This is a genomic window from Listeria kieliensis (genome assembly GCF_003369925.1).
Lineage (GTDB): Bacteria > Bacillota > Bacilli > Lactobacillales > Listeriaceae > Listeria > Listeria kieliensis_A.
This window is the reverse complement of sequence record NZ_LARY01000001.1, coordinates 862079-881678: the sequence shown is the minus strand read 5'-3', so window position 1 is coordinate 881678 and position 19600 is coordinate 862079. Positions and strand designations below refer to the sequence as shown.

17 protein-coding genes and 2 other annotated features are annotated in these 19600 nt (G+C 39.1%); all 17 genes read left to right on the top strand.

The annotated features are described in order from the left end of the window. Positions 1 to 10 precede the first annotated feature (10 nt). The 17 genes from dnaI (at position 11) to minD (ending at position 19559) form a co-directional block, all read left to right on the top strand. On the top strand, positions 11 to 934 hold the full coding sequence (dnaI, locus tag UR08_RS04380; protein WP_115752430.1) for a primosomal protein DnaI: 924 nt from the start codon (positions 11 to 13) through the stop codon (positions 932 to 934). Positions 935 to 993: 59 nt separating this feature from the next. Continuing rightward, positions 994 to 1224 (top strand) — a binding site (T-box leader). 83 nt (positions 1225 to 1307) lie between these two features. After that, positions 1308 to 3230 carry a threonine--tRNA ligase gene (gene thrS, locus UR08_RS04375; RefSeq protein ID WP_115752429.1) on the top strand — a complete coding sequence of 641 codons (1923 nt, stop codon included), beginning with the start codon at positions 1308 to 1310 and terminating at the stop codon, positions 3228 to 3230. A gap of 85 nt (positions 3231 to 3315) precedes the next feature. Beyond that, entirely contained in the window at positions 3316 to 3897 is a 582-nt protein-coding gene (yihA, locus tag UR08_RS04370; protein WP_115752428.1) for a ribosome biogenesis GTP-binding protein YihA/YsxC, read from the top strand. Between the two features lie 123 nt (positions 3898 to 4020). Next, complete coding sequence (hemA, locus tag UR08_RS04365; RefSeq protein WP_115752427.1) at positions 4021 to 5334, top strand: glutamyl-tRNA reductase; 1314 nt, start codon at positions 4021 to 4023, stop codon at positions 5332 to 5334. After that, on the top strand, positions 5331 to 6263 hold the full coding sequence (hemC, locus tag UR08_RS04360; RefSeq protein ID WP_115752426.1) for a hydroxymethylbilane synthase: 933 nt from the start codon (positions 5331 to 5333) through the stop codon (positions 6261 to 6263). Before hemA ends, hemC begins: the two co-directional genes overlap by 4 nt. Then, positions 6256 to 6996: a uroporphyrinogen-III synthase gene (locus UR08_RS04355; RefSeq protein ID WP_115752425.1), complete on the top strand. Its 741-nt coding sequence runs from the start codon at positions 6256 to 6258 to the stop codon at positions 6994 to 6996. Before hemC ends, UR08_RS04355 begins: the two co-directional genes overlap by 8 nt. Then, positions 6980 to 7954, top strand: coding sequence for a porphobilinogen synthase (gene hemB, locus UR08_RS04350; protein ID WP_115752424.1), 975 nt, complete (start codon positions 6980 to 6982; stop codon positions 7952 to 7954). Before UR08_RS04355 ends, hemB begins: the two co-directional genes overlap by 17 nt. Before the next feature lie 17 nt (positions 7955 to 7971). Beyond that, the gene (gene hemL, locus UR08_RS04345; protein WP_115752423.1) at positions 7972 to 9258 is read left to right on the top strand and encodes a glutamate-1-semialdehyde 2,1-aminomutase; all 1287 of its coding nucleotides are present in this window, start codon (positions 7972 to 7974) and stop codon (positions 9256 to 9258) included. Between the two features lie 51 nt (positions 9259 to 9309). Beyond that, positions 9310 to 9531: a binding site (T-box leader), on the top strand. A 57-nt stretch (positions 9532 to 9588) separates the two neighbouring features. Next, on the top strand, positions 9589 to 12240 hold the full coding sequence (locus tag UR08_RS04340; protein ID WP_115752422.1) for a valine--tRNA ligase: 2652 nt from the start codon (positions 9589 to 9591) through the stop codon (positions 12238 to 12240). Positions 12241 to 12314: 74 nt separating this feature from the next. After that, positions 12315 to 13616, top strand: coding sequence for a bifunctional folylpolyglutamate synthase/dihydrofolate synthase (locus tag UR08_RS04335; RefSeq protein ID WP_115752421.1), 1302 nt, complete (start codon positions 12315 to 12317; stop codon positions 13614 to 13616). A 183-nt stretch (positions 13617 to 13799) separates the two neighbouring features. Beyond that, the gene (locus UR08_RS04330; RefSeq protein WP_115752420.1) at positions 13800 to 14504 is read left to right on the top strand and encodes a prepilin peptidase; all 705 of its coding nucleotides are present in this window, start codon (positions 13800 to 13802) and stop codon (positions 14502 to 14504) included. A gap of 17 nt (positions 14505 to 14521) precedes the next feature. Next, positions 14522 to 15193: a RadC family protein gene (gene radC, locus UR08_RS04325; protein WP_115752419.1), complete on the top strand. Its 672-nt coding sequence runs from the start codon at positions 14522 to 14524 to the stop codon at positions 15191 to 15193. Between the two features lie 194 nt (positions 15194 to 15387). Continuing rightward, positions 15388 to 16401, top strand: a complete 1014-nt coding sequence (locus UR08_RS04320; RefSeq protein ID WP_115752418.1) for a rod shape-determining protein — start codon at positions 15388 to 15390, stop codon at positions 16399 to 16401. A gap of 82 nt (positions 16402 to 16483) precedes the next feature. Next, positions 16484 to 17380 carry a rod shape-determining protein MreC gene (gene mreC / locus UR08_RS04315; protein ID WP_115752417.1) on the top strand — a complete coding sequence of 299 codons (897 nt, stop codon included), beginning with the start codon at positions 16484 to 16486 and terminating at the stop codon, positions 17378 to 17380. Positions 17381 to 17382: 2 nt separating this feature from the next. Then, complete coding sequence (gene mreD / locus UR08_RS04310; RefSeq protein ID WP_115752416.1) at positions 17383 to 17910, top strand: rod shape-determining protein MreD; 528 nt, start codon at positions 17383 to 17385, stop codon at positions 17908 to 17910. A 167-nt stretch (positions 17911 to 18077) separates the two neighbouring features. Beyond that, positions 18078 to 18755, top strand: coding sequence for a septum site-determining protein MinC (minC, locus tag UR08_RS04305; RefSeq protein ID WP_115752415.1), 678 nt, complete (start codon positions 18078 to 18080; stop codon positions 18753 to 18755). A gap of 3 nt (positions 18756 to 18758) precedes the next feature. Further along, positions 18759 to 19559 (top strand): septum site-determining protein MinD, encoded by an 801-nt coding sequence (minD, locus tag UR08_RS04300; protein WP_115752414.1) that lies wholly within the window; start codon positions 18759 to 18761, stop codon positions 19557 to 19559. Positions 19560 to 19600 lie beyond the last annotated feature (41 nt).

Sequence of the window (19600 nt, the reverse complement as noted above, 5' to 3'; positions counted from 1 at the left end):
GTGAATCAAGGTGGATAAAATTGAACGAACACTTGGACAGATTTTTAGTGGGCGAGATTTTGAAAAAGAATATAATTCGCTGAAAGAAAAAGTGCTGCGGTATGAACCAATTCGGGCGTTTTTAAATGAACATGCTGATGAAGTGACGGAACAACTGATCAATCAGAACTTGTCGAACTTATATGAATTTATGACACAAGATGAGCAGTTTCGTGCCAAAAAAGAAACGCTCATGCCTGGCTATGCACCAAAACTTGTGATTAACGGCGAATTTATCACGGTAACTTACTATCCAACACCTGAAAAAATTGAAGCAGATAAGCGAAAAAGTGTGGAACGTCGCATTCGCTCACTTTACATGCCTAAACAAATTTTGGAAGCATCGCTTGATCATTTTTATACGGATGAGGAAGAGCGGCAGCGGGCTCTTGTTGAGGCGTTTGATTTTCTTGAGCATTATTCAGCAGACGCTTCTGAGCGCGTAAAGGGACTTTATATTCATGGTAATTTTGGGACCGGGAAATCTTATTTGCTAGGGGCTATTGCTCGTGAACTTGCACTCCGAGGTGTTACCACCACTTTAGTTTACCTACCGGAATTTATGCGTGAAATCAAACAGTCGATTTCTGATAACACGGTTAGCGAAAAAATTGAGTTTGCCAAAGAAACAGAAGTTTTGATGCTAGATGATATTGGCGCAGAAGCAATGACGGCTTGGACACGGGATGAAGTTTTAGGAGCGATTTTACAGTTTCGGATGCAAGAGGAGCTACCCACTTTTTTCTCTTCCAATTACAATATGAAGCAGCTTGAATCACACTTGACTTTCACCCAAAATGGAATGGAAGAGCAGTTAAAAGCGAGACGGATCATGGAGCGAATTCGTTTTCTTTCCAAGGAAATCCAGCTGGAAGGAAAAAACAGGCGTAAATAAGTGAAGAAAAAAGCTTGTCAAATTTTATTTTTATGCGTATACTAGTGTTAGTTAATAAATTATCAGTGATGATAAGGACAACCTTCTTAGTGGAATGTTACAGAGAAGGAGGGGTAGCTGCGAACCTCCAAGCTGGAAATTAAGAACGGACCGCCTTTGAACTTCTATCTGGAAAGCTTTTAAGTGAGTAATGATAGACGATTCGCTTTCGTTAACAGCGACAAGAGAAAATAAACATTTATGTTTGTTTGAAATCTTGGGTGGAACCACGAGTCTAACTCGTCCCTTGTTTTAAGGGACGAGTTTTTTTGTTTTCTCGGGGAAAGTAGTTTTCTTATCAGAACTAAAATAAAAAGTAAAGGAGCAGATCGTGATGAAAATTTCATTTCCAGACGGTGCAGTAAAAGAGTTTGAAAATGGCGCATCAACAGCTGATATTGCAGAATCTATCAGCCCAAGTTTAAAGAAAAAAGCTTTAGCAGGAAAAATTAATGGACAGTTGGTGGATCTTGTCACACCGATTGAAGAAGATGGCGCGCTTGAAATCGTAACTCCCGATCATCCAGATGCACTTGGTATTTTGCGTCATAGCTCTGCGCATTTACTTGCACAAGCTGTAAAACGTCTTTATCCAGATGCCCATTTTGGTGTCGGTCCCGCGATTGATACTGGTTTTTACTATGACATTGATTTAGATAGCGCGATTAGTGAGGAAGCTTTTCCGCAAATTGAAAAAGAAATGCAAAAAATTGTAAAGGAAAACTTGCCCATTTCTCGTGAAGTGGTTTCTCGTGAAGAAGCGATTAAGCGTTTTAAAGAAGTAGGAGATCCGTATAAGTTAGAACTGATTGAAGCGATTCCAGCGGACGAAACGGTAACTATTTATTCGCAAGGCGAATTTTTCGATCTTTGTCGCGGGATTCATGTTCCTTCAACTGGGAAGATTAAAGTCTTCAAATTGCTGAGCGTTGCTGGGGCATACTGGCGCGGCGACAGCAACAATAAAATGCTTCAACGGATTTATGGAACTGCCTTTTTCTCGAAAGAAGATTTGGATGAATTCCTTAAAATGCAAGAAGAAGCGCGAGAACGTGATCACAGAAAACTAGGTAAAGAGTTAGATCTTTTTGCAAATTCGGCAGAGGTTGGTCAAGGTTTGCCACTTTGGTTGCCAAAAGGTGCTACAATTCGTCGTGTTATTGAGCGCTACATTGTGGATAAGGAAGAAAGTCTAGGATATAACCACGTTTATACTCCAGTTATGGCGAATGTTGAGCTTTATAAAACAAGTGGACACTGGGATCACTACCAAGAAGACATGTTCCCAACTATGAAAATGGATAATGAAGAACTTGTTCTTCGTCCGATGAACTGTCCGCATCATATGATGATTTATAAAAATGACATTCATAGTTACCGGGAACTCCCTATTCGGATTGCAGAACTTGGTTTGATGCATCGTTACGAAATGAGTGGTGCACTTTCTGGTTTGCAACGGGTTCGCGGAATGACATTAAATGATGCGCACGTATTTGTTCGCCCAGATCAAATTAAAGATGAGTTTAAACGTGTGCTTGAGCTCATTCTTGAAGTGTACAATGATTTCAACATTACTGACTATAGTTTCCGACTCAGCTATCGTGATCCGGAAAATACTGAAAAATATTTTGATGATGATGCAATGTGGGAAAAAGCTCAATCTATGCTGAAAAATGCTATGGATGAAATGGGGATGGATTATTTCGAAGCGGAAGGCGAAGCAGCTTTTTACGGTCCCAAATTAGATGTTCAAGTGAAAACTGCGATCGGAAAAGAAGAAACTCTTTCAACTGTTCAACTCGATTTCCTTCTTCCAGAACGGTTTGATTTGACTTACATTGGGGAAGATGGCGAAAAACATCGTCCAGTCGTTATTCACCGTGGGGTAGTTTCCACAATGGAACGCTTTGTAGCTTACTTGATTGAAGAATATAAAGGGGCTTTCCCAACTTGGCTTGCTCCTGTTCAAATGGAAATTATTCCGGTAAATGCGGATGCTCACCTTGAGTATGCGAAAGAAGTGCAAGAAAAACTTCAACGTTCGAAATTCCGTGCAGAGGTAGATGAACGGAACGAAAAACTCGGCTATAAGATTCGCGAAGCTCAAACTCAAAAAATTCCTTATGCGCTTGTTTTAGGGGATCAAGAAGCGGAAAGTGGCGAAGTTAATATTCGTCGTTATGGCTCGAAAGACTCGGAAAATATGCCACTTGATCAATTCATTAAAATGGTGAAAGAAGAAGTGGATAAATTTTAACAAAAAAACGTTTTTCCTCTATTGTTGTAGGAAAAGCGTTTTTCCGTTATACTAAAACGAGATTAGGAAAAGGATGGGCTAAATTATGCAAGTACACAACGTCGAACTTGTGATTAGTGCTGTTTGGCAAGAGCAGTATCCGGAAGGCAATCTTCCTGAATTCGCGCTTGCTGGACGATCTAACGTTGGCAAGTCTTCATTTATCAATCGAATGATTGGAAGAAAAAGCATGGCACGGATTTCGCAAAAACCTGGTAAAACGCAAACACTTAATTTTTATAAAATTGAGGAAGCGCTCTTCTTTGTGGATGTTCCGGGTTATGGTTTTGCCAAAGTTTCCAAGAAAGAACGTGAAAAATGGGGCGAAATGATCGAAACGTATATTACTTCTCGTGAACCGCTTCGAGCTGTTATTCAAATTGTTGATTTACGTCATAAACCGACAGCGGATGATGTGATGATGTATGAGTTTTTGAAGTATTATCAAATCCCAGTTATTGTAGTTGCGACAAAGGCAGATAAAATTCCAAGAAGCAAATGGCAAAAAAACGCAAAAGTCGTAAAAGAAACCCTTGATTTTGACGGAGAAGATGACTTTGTTTTGTTTTCAGCAGAGACTGGAATGGGTAAAGAAGAAGCATGGTCATTCATTGAAGCAAAATGCTAAAAAAGAGCTGACTTGTCGGCTCTTTTTCTGTATGATTCCTTACAAATTTCACAAACTATGTGATTGAATTAACGGAATGAAAAATGCTAAAATAGAATTAATACAAATTAGGGGGACATGCACATGTATATCCTTTCTGTTGGACTGAATCATAAAACGGCACCAATAGATGTGCGAGAACGGTTCAGTTTTACTGAAACAGAAATTAGTGAAGCACTTGTTGCTTTGCAAAATGAAAAAAGCATCTTAGAAAATGTGATGCTTTCAACATGTAATCGTACAGAAATTACGGCAGTTGTTGATCAGATACACACCGGTAAATATTACATCAAGCGTTTTCTTGCAGGATGGTTTGGTATACGTCTTGAAGAGATGTCTTCTTATTTATTTTTTTATGAGGAAAAAGCAGCAGTGAAGCATTTATATGAAGTAGCTGCTGGGCTTGATTCACTTGTACTTGGCGAAACTCAAATTCTCGGGCAGGTTAAGCAAGCTTTTTTAAAAGCTCAAAAAGCAGAAACTACCGGAACAATTTTGAATCAATTATTTCGTGAAGCGATTCATTTTGCTAAAGACATGCATCACCGAACGAAGATCAATGAAAATGCTGTTTCTGTCAGTTATGCAGCTGTTGAAATAGCGAAGCGAATTTATCCAGATTTGAGCAAAAAATCCGTTCTTTTAATTGGGGCTGGTAAAATGAGCGAACTCGCTTTAGAGAATTTAGCAGGAAGTGGTGTTCAGGAAATTGTTCTTGTGAATCGAACTGAAGAACATGCCAAAAGTCTTGCTCAAAAATTTGAAAATGCTCGATCCATTAATTTTGATTCGCTTAATGAAGCACTTCAAGAGGCAGATATAGTTCTTGTTTCGACTTCTGCAGGAGGTTATGTACTGAGCGAAGCGGATATGCGTCAAATTAGTGAGACGAGAAATTCACCGATTCTTGTCATTGATATTTCTCTTCCACGAAATGTTGATCCAGCAGCAGCTGATCTTTCAAAAGTCTTTTTATATGATTTAGATGATCTCGAGGGAGTGATTTCGGCTAATACTGAAGAACGTCAAAAAATGGTTGCGGAACTCGAATCTGAGATCGAAGAGGAAGCGGAACAATTTTTTGAGTGGGAAAAGCGTTTAGGCGTTGTTCCACTGATCCGTGAACTGCGTGAAACGGCACTTTTGATTCAAGAAAAAACGATGCAAAGCCTAGAAAATAAGCTTCCTGGTATGACTGAACGTGAATATACGGTGATTGGAAAGCACATGAAAAGCATTATCAACCAAATGTTAAAACACCCAATCGCTGAAATTAAAGAAATGCCTGAAAAAGTAGATGCAGATCATCAAATTGAGATTTTTAAAGCTATTTTTGATTTATCCGGAGAAGTCGATATAAAAGAATCGCAAAATCAGAAAAACGAGGTGGGCAAATGAAACGGGAATTTATCGTCGGTTCAAGGCGTAGTAAGCTTGCACTTACGCAAACTCATTGGGTCATTCGTAAGTTAAAAGAACACTTTCCAGAGGTGAATTTTAAAATTCAGGAAATCGTTACAAAAGGCGACAAAATTTTAAATGTGACTTTAAGCAAGGTCGGTGGGAAAGGTTTATTTGTGTCTGAAGTTGAGGAACAGTTAGCAGACTCTACGATTGACTTTGCCGTACATAGTATGAAGGATGTCCCAAGTAAATTGCATGACGGGCTCATAATTGGCGCCATCCCGAAACGTGAATCTCCATTCGATGTGCTTGTTTTTCGTGAAGCGACTAAACTTTCTGAGTTATCTACGGGGGCTGTTATTGGAACAAGTAGCCTGAGACGCAGTGCAGAAATTAAGCGAATTCGACCTGATCTTGAAATTCGTTCGATTCGTGGAAACATTGATACGCGGTTGCGAAAACTAGAAGAAGAGCAATTCGATGCTATTATTTTGGCGGAAGCTGGTTTAAGTCGGATGGGGTGGCTAGAAGATGGAAATTTGAAGGTGGAACGGTTTACTGCAGAGGACTGTCTTCCAGCTGTTGGACAAGGAGCTCTTGCGATTGAATGCCGCGAAGCAGATAAAGAATTACTTGAAATGCTTGCTTCTATTCATGATGATGACACTGCGTTTTCTGTCCGTTGTGAGCGAAAATTTCTTGAAACGTTGAATGGAGGTTGTGAGATTCCCATTGCTGGCTTTGCTGTGAAAGAAGCGAAGGATTCACTTGGGTTTAGAGGATTTGTCGCGAATGCAGACGGAAGCAACCGTCTTGCTGTTCAAAAAGCTGGAACAAACCCAGAGCGTCTTGGAGAAGAATCAGCCCGTGAATTACTTGATCAGGGGGCCGCTCAAATTATTCAGGAGTTGCGACATGAATAGCCCTGTTTTTTTAACGCGAGAGAAAAATAAAAATCAATTGGGACTTTTACGTTTGCAAAAAGCTGGGATAGAAGCGATTTCGATTCCAATGATTGAAACAAAGCCGCTTGGGTTTGTATTGAAAGAGGAAGCACGCCATGCAGATTGGATTTTTTTCACGAGTCAAAATTCGGTACGCTTTTTTGCAGATCGGATCAGACAATTTCCGGAAAAGATGAAAGTTGCTTCGATCGGGAGAAAAACTTCTGAGGCCCTTCAAAATATGGGAGTAAAAGTTGACTTTGAACCAAGTCTTTATGAAACAGAAGCCTTTTTAAGGGAATGGAGTCAGTTATATGCTGAAAAAACGCAAACTGTTTTACTTCCTCAAAGCAAAATTGCGAAACCAAGAATAGCTGGGTTTTTATCTGATCTTGGCATTTCCTGTTTTCAATTGCCGCTTTATGATACCATTTTACCTAGTGATGCAGCGGCAAACTTAGAAAAAACTGTGAAGCTTTATCCACACTTTATTGCTGTGTTTGCGAGTCCTTCTGCTTGGAAGAATTTCAAACAAATTTTAGATCGATTTTCATTAAAGCCTTCTTTTCTGATTGCTTCGATTGGTGAAGTAACCACTCGAGCAATCGAAGAAGATGGATACAAAGTGGATTTTCAGCCTGAAAACTATCAGATGGATGATTTAATAGATTTAATAATAGAGGAGTCGAAGAATGATGACAAAAAGTTTTGACCGCCATCGTCGTTTGCGCACGTCAAACGCGATGCGTGATTTAGTAAGAGAAAATGAACTTTCAATGGATGATTTTATTTATCCTATTTTTGTAAAAGAATTTGGAGAAACAAAAACTGAAGTTCCTTCAATGCCAGGCGTTTATCAGTTTCCGCTAGCCCTGTTAGAAGATGAAATCCGAGAAGTGAAAGAAGCAGGTATCCAAGCTGTCATTTTATTTGGCATTCCGAAAGAAAAAGATAGCGTTGGAACAGGGGCTTTCCATGATCACGGAGTCGTTCAAGAAGCCACACGAATTATAAAGAAGGCTTTCCCCGAGATTCTTGTTGTAGCAGATACTTGTCTATGTGAATTTACGGACCACGGGCATTGTGGGCTTGTGCAAGGCGACGAGATTTTAAATGATGAGTCGCTTGAAGTGTTGAAAAAAACGGCAGTCAGCCAAGTGGAGGCAGGGGCTGATATCATCGCACCCAGTAATATGATGGACGGGTTTGTTGCGGCTATTCGCGAAGGACTAGATGAAGCAGGCTACATAAATATTCCGATTATGTCCTATGCGGTCAAATATGCTTCAGCTTTTTATGGTCCGTTTCGAGATGCTGCTGATGGGGCGCCACAATTTGGTGACCGAAAAACGTATCAAATGGATCCAGCTAACCGTGAAGAAGCGTTTCGTGAAGCAAACAGTGATGAAGCAGAAGGAGCTGATTTTTTAATCGTAAAACCAGCGCTTTCCTATTTGGACATTGTTCGAGATGTTCGTAATACTACGCATTTACCAGTTGTTGCCTATAATGTGAGTGGCGAATATGCGATGGTAAAAGCTGCTGCTCATAACGGCTGGATCGATGAAGAAAAAATTATAATGGAAATGCTTCTTAGCATGAAGCGGGCAGGAGCATCACTCATTATTACTTATTTTGCAAAAGATGTTGCGAAGTATCTGCAAAAATAAAAATCGGGGGTAAAAACATGAAACATTCAGCGTCCAAAAAAGCTTTTGATGAAGCCTTAAAATTAATGCCAGGCGGGGTAAATAGTCCAGTTCGTGCTTTTAAATCCGTCGCGGCTGAGCCTGTTTTTATGGAAGAAGGAAATGGGGCGTATATTAAAGATATCGACGGCAACCGTTATATTGACTATGTTTTATCGTGGGGACCGCTTATTCTCGGGCACGCAAATCCACAAGTGGTGGAAAAACTAACACAAGCGGTTCAAAAAGGAACTAGCTTCGGGACGCCAACAGAAATTGAAAATGAATTGGCGAAACTTGTGATTGAGCGTGTTCCTTCTATTGAAATCGTGCGGATGGTTTCCTCAGGAACAGAAGCAACAATGAGTGCTATTCGGCTTGCGCGAGGTTATACGAAGCGCAATAAAATCTTAAAATTCGAAGGCAGCTATCACGGCCACGGGGATTCTCTTTTAATTAAGGCAGGATCCGGAGTTGCTACACTTGGCTTACCGGATTCCCCAGGTGTGACGCCGGACTTAGCAAAAGATACGATTACGGTTCCTTATAATGACTTGGAAAGTGCCAAGCTTGCGTTTGAACATTTTGGAGAGGAAATTGCTTGCGTCATCGTTGAACCTGTTGCTGGAAATATGGGAGTCGTTCCACCTGTTGCTGGGTTCCTTGAAGGGCTGCGGAAACTAACAACAAAATTTGGCAGCTTATTGATTTTTGATGAAGTAATGACAGGTTTTCGGGTGGATTATTATTCAGCACAAGGGTATTATGTTGTAACGCCTGATTTAACTTGTTTAGGAAAAGTTATTGGCGGTGGTCTTCCTGTTGGTGCTTACGGGGGAAAAAAAGAAATCATGGAACATGTTGCACCAGCTGGCACTGTGTATCAAGCAGGCACGCTTTCTGGAAATCCACTTGCTATGACGGCTGGATTTGAGACCATCAAGCAATTAACGCCACATGATTATGGGAAGTTTCGTGCACTCATCAAGCGAATGGAGGAAGGACTTAAAGAAATCGCAGCAAGATATGAAGTTCCACTTGCTATCAATCAAGCTGGTTCTATGTTTGGCTTTTTCTTCACAGATCAAAAAGTGACTAATTTTGAAACAGCCAAAAGTAGTGATCTTGATTTCTTTAGCCGTTATTATAAGGAAATGCTTGATCAAGGAATTTTCCTTCCGCCTTCACAGTTTGAAGGAATCTTTATTTCTACAATGCATGGGGAAAAGGAAATCGACCACACGCTAGAAGCTTTTGAAACGACTTTTAAACGCTTGAAAAGCTAGTTATGAAGATTGACGTGCTGAATGAATTTTGATAGACTAAGAGCATAATATTAAAAAGCAAAGAAGAGGAAGAGTATGTGAATTTTTCTTTCTTAGAGAGAAAGTGGTTGCTGCAAACTTTCAAAGAAAATTCACGGAAGGTAGCCTTGGAGCTGTTTTTCTGAACTCAAAAGTAGGAAAAACCGGTGCTAAATCGCATCGTTACTAGAATGAGTGCCGAATTTTTTCGGTAAAAAGGTGGTACCGCGAATCAAAACTCTTTTCGTCCTTTTCGGATGAAAAGAGTTTTTTATTTACCTTTAAAAGCAGAATTTGATGGGAGGAAATAGAATGAAGGAATTTGATAACACAGAAATGCCAACAAAATATGAGCCAAGCAATGTTGAAAGTGGGAGATACCAATGGTGGATTGCCAATGACTTCTTTAAAGCTTCAGGGGATGCGTCAAAGCAAGCTTACAGCGTTGTCATTCCGCCTCCAAATGTAACCGGGAAACTTCATCTGGGGCACGCATGGGATACGACACTTCAAGATATTATCACAAGAATCAAGCGAATGCAGGGGTTTGACACACTTTATTTACCTGGGATGGACCACGCTGGGATTGCAACTCAAGCGAAAGTGGAAGCCAAACTGAAAGAACAAGGTATTTCTCGTCACGAATTAGGACGAGCTAAATTTCTAGATAAAGCTTGGGAATGGAAAGAAGAATATGCTGGATTCATTCGAGAACAATGGGAAAAAATGGGACTTGGCTTGGATTATTCGCGCGAGCGTTTCACTTTGGATGAGGGGCTTTCGGATGCTGTAAAAAAAGTATTCGTTTCTCTTTATGAAAAAGGCTTGATTTATCGCGGGGAATATATCATCAACTGGGACCCTGTTGCTAAAACGGCGCTTTCGGATATCGAGGTTATCCATAAAGAAATTGAAGGAAATTTCTATCATTTAAAATATCCTCTGGCCGATGGTAGCGGCTTCCTTGAAATAGCAACAACACGCCCAGAAACTATCCCTGGAGATACGGCTGTCGCAGTGCATCCAAAAGATGAACGGTATCAACATTTGATCGGGAAAACGATTATTCTTCCGATCATGAATCGAGAAATCCCAATTGTAGCGGATGATTATGTAGATCGCGAATTCGGATCCGGGGCAGTTAAGATTACGCCAGCCCACGATCCAAATGACTTTGAAGTTGGGAATAGACACGACTTATCGCGCATCATCGTAATGAATGAAGATGCAACGATGAATGAAAATGCTGGTAAATATCAAGGTATGGATCGTTTTGAAGCAAGAAAAGCGATCATTGAAGACTTTAAAGAATTAGGACTCTTTATTAAACAAGAACCTCACATGCATTCGGTTGGGCATTCCGAAAGAACGGATGCCGTAGTAGAACCGTATTTATCTTTGCAATGGTTTGTCAAGATGCAACCTCTAGCAAAAGCTGCACTTGATATTCAAAAATCCGATGAAACAAAGGTGAATTTTGTACCCAATCGTTTTGAAAAAACATATTCAACATGGATGGAAAATATTCATGATTGGTGTGTTTCGCGTCAATTGTGGTGGGGACATCGGATTCCTGCTTGGTACCATAACGAAACTGGCGAAGTCTATGTTTCTGAAACGCCGCCTGAAAATGAAGCTGAATGGACACAAGATGAAGATGTACTTGATACTTGGTTTAGTTCGGCACTTTGGCCATTTTCAACAATGGGCTGGCCAGATGAAGATGCGCCTGACTTTAAACGCTACTTCCCAAATAGCGCACTTGTAACAGGCTATGATATTATTTATTTTTGGGTGTCACGGATGATTTTCCAATCTGTTGAATTCACTGGAAAGCGGCCATTTAAAGATACACTGATTCATGGACTTGTACGTGATGCTGAAGGTCGCAAAATGTCGAAGTCCCTTGGAAATGGTGTTGACCCGATTGAAGTAATTGATAAATATGGTGCAGATTCTCTTCGCTATACTCTTTCAACTGGAACGGCACCAGGGCAAGATTTGAAATTCAGTTTTGAAAAAGTAGAAGCTACTTGGAACTTTATTAATAAAATTTGGAACGCTTCACGGTTTGCTCTTATCAATATGGATGGACTTAAATACGAAGAGATTGATTTATCACATGTAACGGAAGTTAGTGATAAATGGATTTTGACTCGCTTAAATGAAACGATTCAAACTGTAACCTCTTTATCCGAGAAGTATGAATTTGGCGAAGTAGGTCGAACACTTTATAATTTCATCTGGGACGAATTCTGTGACTGGTACATTGAGATCGCTAAGATTTCACTTTATGGCGAAGATGAACAAAGCAAACAAACCACACGGTCGGTTCTTGCATATGTGCTTGATCAAACTATGCGTTTGCTTCACCCGTTCATGCCGTTTGTAACGGAAGAAATTTGGCAAAACTTGCCGCATGACGGAAAATCCATCACAGTTGCAGAGTGGCCAGTGGTTCGCAAAGAGCAAATGCACGCTGAAGCTGCGCTTGCAATGAAGACGCTTGTTGAAATTATCCGGTCGGTTCGAAATATTCGTGCGGAAGTGAATACGCCGCTTAGCAAGCCTGTTGCTATTCAAATCAAACCTAAAGATGAAGCTTACAAACGCATTATAGAAGAAAATCTTTCCTATATTGAACGCTTTTGTAATCCAGAATCTCTAGAAATTTCGTTTGATATTGAACCTTCAAATACAGCGATGACTGCGGTTATAACAGGAGCTGAGATTTTCTTGCCACTCGAAGGACTTATTGATCTCTCGGAGGAAATCGAGCGTTTGACAAAAGAACTCGATAAGTGGGATAAAGAGGTAGATCGTGTTCAAGGAAAATTAGCTAATGAGCGCTTTGTTTCAAAAGCACCAGAAAAAGTGGTAGAAGAAGAGCGCGCGAAAGAAAAAGATTATCTTGAGAAAAAAGCATCTGTCGAAGAACGAATCAGAGCACTAAAAAACGCTTAACTTTAAGCGCGGAAGAACTTCTTTTGTTTTGAAAGGATTTTTCCGCGCTTTCAATAAGAAGGGAGAGCAAAGCTTTGCATTTTCACACTTACGAAGAAGCCTTAAATTGGATTCATGGCACGTTACGCTTAGGAATCAAGCCAGGACTGAAACGCATGGAGCTTCTGCTTGAAAAATTAGATCACCCTGAAAAAAAGAACAGATTTATTCATATCGCTGGAACAAACGGGAAAGGTTCAACGCTAACTTTTCTTTCTTCCATTCTTCAAGAAGAAGGATACCGTGTTGGAACCTTTACGTCTCCTTATATTGAGACTTTTAATGAACGAATTACCATTAATTCACTTCCTATAAGCGATGCAGATATCGTCCAACTTGCTAACCGAATTGCACCAATTGCAGAAGAAATTGCGAAAAGTGAGTTTGGTCCACCTTCTGAATTTGAAATTATTACGGCTATGATGTTTTTATATTTTGCAGAGTTTGAAGTCATTGATTTTGGCATTATTGAAGTTGGTCTTGGTGGACGTCTTGATTCGACAAATGTTTTAACGCCTATTCTTTCAGTTATCACGACAATCGGACTCGACCACATGGAGTTTCTCGGAAATACAATTGAAGAAATCGCCTTCGAAAAAGGTGGAATTATTAAACCAGGCATTCCAGTTGTAACAGGTGTACTTCAAGATTCGGTTATTAAAACACTGGCTGAACTAGCGAGTTCTCGTCATTCACCTTTTTACTTGTATAAAAAAGATTTTAGTTCTGAAAAAATAAGGAATGAACTTTTAAACTACCATGATACTCTGGGCGAATTAAAAGAATTGCAACTGGGGCTCGCTGGTGATCATCAAATTCAAAATGCTTCTGTGGCAATTTTTGCGCTTCGCTTTCTTCACGCAGAAAAGTGGATCCGTTTATCAGAAGAAGGGTTACGAAAAGGACTTGCCAATGCTTTTTGGCCAGGAAGAATGGAAAAAATGACGGAAAACCCAACGATCATTCTTGATGGTGCACACAATCCTGAAGGAATTCGTGCGTTGATTCAAACCCTTCAACAAGTGAATTCTGAAAAAATCATTCTGCTTTTTAGTGCTTTACTCGATAAGAAATATGATGAAATGATTCAGGAAATACAAGCGAATGTGAAAAATGTAGAGATTTACCTAACAACGTTTGATTTTCCTCGCGCAATGGCAAAAACAGATGTGATTGAGGTCGCTAAAAAACATCATCTCACACCTATTTTAAGTTGGAAGGAATTCCTGAAACAAACTTCATCAAAACTAGGAAAGAATCCGTTATACATTACTGGCTCACTCTATTTTATATCAGAGGTAAGAAAATATCTTCTTGAAAAAACAAGTACCTTATAGGGTGCTTGTTTTTTTATAATCACATTTTGAAATCTTGTTCCTCTTCAAAACAAGATTTTTCATCAGGGAATTCCTTTGTTTCTGCTAAAAAACTTACTTGAAAATACTTTTTTGGAAAGGTGACAACAACGAGGGACCTTGCTATAATAAGCTTCATTCACCTTAGAGGAGCGATCAAACATCATGTTTTTTATAAATACTTTTATCTTTTCTGCAATTTTTGCTTCATTTATTCAAGTTGCAGCGACCCACTTACCTCTAAAGCAGTCTTTTATGTTTCGTTTTTCAAAATGTGATTTTTGTCAAAGACGACTTACTTTTTTTGAAATGATTCCACTTCTTTCTTTTTTAGCCTTGCGTGGTAAAACTTGGTGTTGTAACCAAAAGCTATCACGTTCCTATTTTGCTATTGAGCTAATCTTTCCAATCCTCTTTACACTTCTTGTTTATTTTGAAAAAAACGCTTCAAACCTGCTACTTCTCCTAATTTGTTTGACTTTTCTTTTTTTCTTTTCACTAACAGATCTTACTTATTTATATATTCCAGATGCCATATTAGCTATTTTTTTGGGGATCATTTTATTAGTTCGTTTGAGAGAAGATATTCCATTCACAAGTATTCTATGTCAATTTTTATGTAGCCTTTTATTTTATGGCTTAATCTATTACATTTTTCGGAAAGGATTCGGAATGGGAGATGCTAAATTACTTATCGTTTTAGGGACAGCACTTGGATTTGAAACAAGCTATTGGATTTTCTTTCTAGCATTAGCTAGTGCAAATTTGATTTTAGGATTTGCATTTCTTTGCAAGAAGATTTCCCGAAAACAAAAGGTCCCATTCGTTCCTTTTCTATTTACTGGCTTTTTAATTCAACTTATTTTATAAAGAGGAGGCGTTTAAAGTTGTCATTAAATTCACATTCAGAACAACCGCGCGAAAAACTTGTGTTTGCTGGAGTAGCTTGCCTTTCCCTTGATGAACTTGTTGCTGTTTTGCTGGAAACAGGGTCAAAAACAGAATCAGTTGAATTGTTAGCAAAACGTTTTGTAATGCGTTTTCGTGGTACTACAGAAATGCAGCAAGCCAATGTATCTGAATTTCAAAAGATAAAGGGAATAGGGCCTGCAAAAGCCTGTAAGCTTGCTGCTGCCATCGAACTTGGAAAACGAGTCCATAAAGCGCAACAAGAAAAAGAACCACTTACCATCCGAACACCTGAACAAGCCGCAGCGCTAGTTATGCCAGAGTTGCGTTTTTTGCATCAAGAACATTTTCATTGTTTGTTTTTAAACACTAAAAATCATTTACTTCACCGAGAAACACTTTTTATTGGTAGCTTAAACATGAGTATTGTTCATCCACGTGAAGTTTTTCGAACGGCTTTAAAGGTTTCTGCAGCTTCTGTTCTTTGCTTTCATAATCACCCATCAGGAGATCCAACTCCATCTAAAGCAGATATTGCAGCAACTACACGACTACAAGAATCGGGGAAAATTGTAGGTATTGAACTACTCGATCATATTATTGTTGGTCAAGATAGGTACCTCAGTTTGAAGGAACAGGGCTATTTCTAAAGAAATCATTAAATTTGTTTCTTTTCATTAAAAATAATGCCTTAATTTAAACAGTTATGTTATAATGAAGTGGTTGTATATGTGTATAAAGAAAAACGCGACACAAACTTTGATAGCACGTCACTTACAAAGAAAAAATCGTGTCTGCTTATATTTACTCATATAATGTTATTTTAATGAAAAGGAGAATACAGATGTTTGGATTTGGTAACAAAGATATTGGCATTGATCTTGGAACGGCAAATACGCTTGTATATATGAAAGGGAAGAGCATTGTATTGCGTGAGCCTTCTGTCGTTGCTATGAAAAAAGATACCCAAGAAATCGTTGCTGTCGGCAGTGAAGCAAAAAATATGATCGGTCGTACGCCCGGGAATATCATCGCCATTCGTCCTATGAAAGACGGTGTAATTGCTGATTATGACACAACAGCTGCAATGATGAAATACTACATTCAAAAAGCGAGCAAAGGGCTCGGAGCGAGTAAACCTCGTGTTATGATCTGTGTTCCCTCTGGAATTACGGGAGTAGAAAAACGCGCTGTTACAGATGCAACTCGCCAAGCAGGAGCAAAGGAAGCATACACGATTGAAGAGCCATTTGCAGCAGCAATCGGCGCTGGACTTCCAGTTTGGGATCCAACAGGAAGTATGGTCGTTGACATCGGTGGTGGAACAACAGAAGTGGCTGTGATTTCTCTAGGTGGAATCGTAACAAGCCGTTCTGTTCGTACAGCAGGTGACGATATGGATGATGCTATTATTAACTATATCCGCAAAAAATATAATCTTCTTGTTGGAGATCGTACTGCAGAAATGATTAAAATGGAAATTGGATCAGCTGATCCAGCTAATCTTGACCTTACTCCATTTGGTATCCGTGGTCGCGACCTTGTGACTGGATTGCCGAAAACAATTGAAGTAACTCCTCAAGAAGTTAGCCAAGCACTTTCTGATACAATTGCGGCTATTATTGACGCCGTGAAAAGTACACTTGAAAACACACCGCCAGAATTGTCTGCTGATATTATGGACAAAGGGATTGTACTTACCGGAGGCGGTGCTCTTCTTAGAAACTTGGATTCTGTAATTTCTGAAGAAACAAAGATGCCTGTAATCATTGCTGATGAACCGCTAGACTGCGTAGCTATTGGTACTGGTAAATCGCTTGAAAACATGGATCTTTATAAAAAGAAAAAAATGAACTAAATGGACACTCATTTATTTCAGACAAACTGGAGATTGTTAGCTGTTAATCGAAAAAAGAGGATGAACGAGATGAGGTGTTCTTATGCCACAGTTTTTCCTGAATAAACGTTTGATTGTCTTGCTCATTTCGATCATTGTGCTTGTTGCGCTTGTTGGTTTTTCACTTCGCGACAGAGAAAATGCATCGTGGCCAGAACAATTCGTAAAAGATGTTGTAGGGTTCGGTGAAAACATTATTTCAAAACCGGTGACCTATGTATCTAGTCTGGTAGATGGAGCTAAAGACCTCAAGAATACGTATACGGAAAATGCAAAATTAAAAAAACGCTTAGATGGGGTTGCTCAACTTGAAAGTGAAGTTGCTGACCTAAAAAAAGAAAATAAAGATCTGAAAGATTCACTGAATATCAAAGACAGTATTCGTGATTATAATCCAATCAATGCTATGGTTATTTCTAGAAATCCTTCTAATTGGAATGAGCAAGTCGAAATCGATAAAGGATCGCGCGATGGTGTCAAACCTGATATGGCAGTGATCACCGCTGGCGGACTTATTGGTAGAATCACGAGTACTGGAGCAAAATCTTCAACAGTTGAACTTTTGACTTCTAACGATACAAGAAACAGGGTTTCTGCTATGGTTCAGGGGAAAAACAATGCATATGGGATTATCAATGGCTATGACGGTGACACAGACCTTCTAGAATTAAAGCAACTACCTTACGATATGAAGTTTTCAAAAGGACAAAAAATTGTTACGTCTGGTCTGGGTGGAAAATTCCCTGCTGGTATTTTTGTTGGGACTATTGAAAAAGTAGAAACAGACAAAATGGGACTTTCACAAACTGCCTATATCAAAACAGGTGCTGATATGTATGATATGAATCATATTATCATTTTACAGCGTACTGCTGAAACTTCATCTACTTCTGATGATACAGGTGAAACGGATACGTCCTCTTCGACTGGAGGAAATTAATCATGAATTTAAAGAAAACCATTTGGCTTCCTCTAATCATGGTTATAACTTTCATCCTAGAGGGTGTTATCAGTCTTATATTTGCAAAGCCACTTTTTGGTGAAAGTAGAATATTCGTTCCACACTTTTTACTAGTTCTACTTATTTTAATGACTGCTTTTTATCGCAGGAATCCAACACTTGTATATGCTTTTATTATTGGATTAACTTTTGATATTTACTATACAGGGATTATGGGGATTTATTTTGCTCTATTTCCTTGTATTGTCTATATTACAGACAAGCTTCTCAAGGTATTACAAAATGGCATTGTTTTGGTTGGTTTGATAACGGTTTTTAATGTTATTTTGACAGAGTCACTTGTTTACGCATTTTACTCACTTATTGACTCTACTTCAATGGATATTGCAACTTTTATTGATAAACGACTTTGGACGACGATTCTTTTGAATTTTGCTTTTTACTTAGTTGTCTTTTTCCCGTTTCGACATTTCCTTGTAAAATTGAAAAAGTCGGAAAATCATTTGTAAAAAACAGCTTGAATCGCTTGGATTTTGAGAGACGGCTCGTAATCGTTGGCCGTTTAAAGCGATTGGGCTGTTTTTTCTATATAAAGCGATTTTTTTCTGGTATAATTAAAAATGGCGCTGCTATATGGAACAATTTACTCTTGGCGCGGTGATGAGGTGAAAACTGGATGAAGAAAAATGTGCAAATTAAAGGAACGAAGAATGGTATTCAAATTGTGCTAAAAGATACAGCAAGCATCGAAGAACTTGAAACCGAGCTCATTGCACTTTTGAAAGAGCAAAAGGCTGCACCTTATTCGGGTGAAAAACTTCCGGTTCAAGTCCAAATTGGGAATCGGTTGTTTTCAGAAGAAGAAGAGAGCAGAATTGAAAAAATTATTAAAGAACAGAGCCAAATGGAAATTAATGCTTTCTATAGTGACGTTATGACAAAAGAAGAAGCAAAAAAATGGAAAGAGCAAGATCAAATATTTTCGCTTGCAACAATTGTACGTTCTGGACAGGTTATTCAAGTTTCTGGAGATTTGTTATTAATCGGAGATATTAACCCGGGTGGGCAAATCCGCTCAAGTGGTAATATTTTTGTGTTAGGATCAATCAAAGGAATTGTTCATGCCGGTTTCGAAGGTGATGAGAAAGCTGTTGTTGCTGGTAAATTCCTTTATCCGTCACAGATTCGAATTGCAGACCAATCATTCGGCTTTGATAGTGAGGACTATAAAAACATTGAAGATACTAAGTTGTTTTCCGCCTATATAAATGACGAAAACAAGCTAGTTGTTGATGATGTACATACAATCAGGAAAATCAGACCTGACATTACAAATTTTGAGGGAGGACGATAAAAGATGGGTGAAGCAATCGTTATCACTTCTGGAAAAGGCGGAGTTGGAAAAACTACTTCGACTGCTAATCTTGGAACTGCTCTTGCACTCCAAGGCAAAAAAGTTTGCTTAGTAGATATGGATATCGGCCTCCGTAATCTTGATGTTGTTCTTGGGCTTGAAAATCGAATTATTTATGATTTAGTAGATGTCGTTGAGGGAAGATGTAAAATCCATCAAGCTTTAATCAAAGATAAACGTTTTGATGATTTGTTGTTTTTGCTTCCCGCTGCACAAACCACGGATAAATCTGCTGTTACTGCTGAACAAATGAAAGAATTAATCAGCGAGCTTAGACCGGATTACGATTTCATTTTAATTGATTCGCCGGCTGGTATTGAAACAGGCTATAAAAATGCCGTTGCTGGTGCGGATCGTGCTATAGTGGTTACTACACCTGAAATCTCTGCTGTTCGAGATGCTGACCGGATTATTGGCCTTTTAGAACAGGAAGAGATTGAGCCGCCAAAACTTGTTATTAACCGAATTCGTACGCAGATGATGCAAAATGGAGACGTGATGGATATTGATGAAATCACATCTCACCTTTCTATTGAACTTCTTGGTATTATTATCGACGACGATGAAGTTATTCGCTCGTCAAATAATGGTAATCCTGTTGTGATGCTCCCGAATAGTCGGGCTTCCCAAGGTTATCGGAATATAGCTAGAAGGCTACTTGGCGAGTCTATTCCGCTTATGTCGATTGAGCAGCCAAGAAAGGGATTTTTCCAACGCCTTAAGCAATTATTTAGTAGAAACTAGCAAAAAGCCTTCACTTATCGGTGAAGGTCTTTTTATGAAGG

Bases quoted from the DNA above. Each gene is read 5' to 3' on its own strand.
- thrS (WP_115752429.1), top strand. From the start codon at position 1,308: ATGAAAATTTCATTTCCAGACGGTGCAGTAAAAGAGTTTGAAAATGGC.
- yihA (WP_115752428.1), top strand. From the start codon at position 3,316: ATGCAAGTACACAACGTCGAACTTGTGATTAGTGCTGTTTGGCAAGAG.
- hemA (WP_115752427.1), top strand. From the start codon at position 4,021: ATGTATATCCTTTCTGTTGGACTGAATCATAAAACGGCACCAATAGAT.
- hemC (WP_115752426.1), top strand. From the start codon at position 5,331: ATGAAACGGGAATTTATCGTCGGTTCAAGGCGTAGTAAGCTTGCACTT.
- UR08_RS04355 (WP_115752425.1), top strand. From the start codon at position 6,256: ATGAATAGCCCTGTTTTTTTAACGCGAGAGAAAAATAAAAATCAATTG.
- hemB (WP_115752424.1), top strand. From the start codon at position 6,980: ATGACAAAAAGTTTTGACCGCCATCGTCGTTTGCGCACGTCAAACGCG.
- hemL (WP_115752423.1), top strand. From the start codon at position 7,972: ATGAAACATTCAGCGTCCAAAAAAGCTTTTGATGAAGCCTTAAAATTA.
- UR08_RS04340 (WP_115752422.1), top strand. From the start codon at position 9,589: ATGAAGGAATTTGATAACACAGAAATGCCAACAAAATATGAGCCAAGC.
- UR08_RS04330 (WP_115752420.1), top strand. From the start codon at position 13,800: ATGTTTTTTATAAATACTTTTATCTTTTCTGCAATTTTTGCTTCATTT.
- UR08_RS04320 (WP_115752418.1), top strand. From the start codon at position 15,388: ATGTTTGGATTTGGTAACAAAGATATTGGCATTGATCTTGGAACGGCA.
- mreC (WP_115752417.1), top strand. From the start codon at position 16,484: ATGCCACAGTTTTTCCTGAATAAACGTTTGATTGTCTTGCTCATTTCG.
- mreD (WP_115752416.1), top strand. From the start codon at position 17,383: ATGAATTTAAAGAAAACCATTTGGCTTCCTCTAATCATGGTTATAACT.
- minC (WP_115752415.1), top strand. From the start codon at position 18,078: ATGAAGAAAAATGTGCAAATTAAAGGAACGAAGAATGGTATTCAAATT.
- minD (WP_115752414.1), top strand. From the start codon at position 18,759: ATGGGTGAAGCAATCGTTATCACTTCTGGAAAAGGCGGAGTTGGAAAA.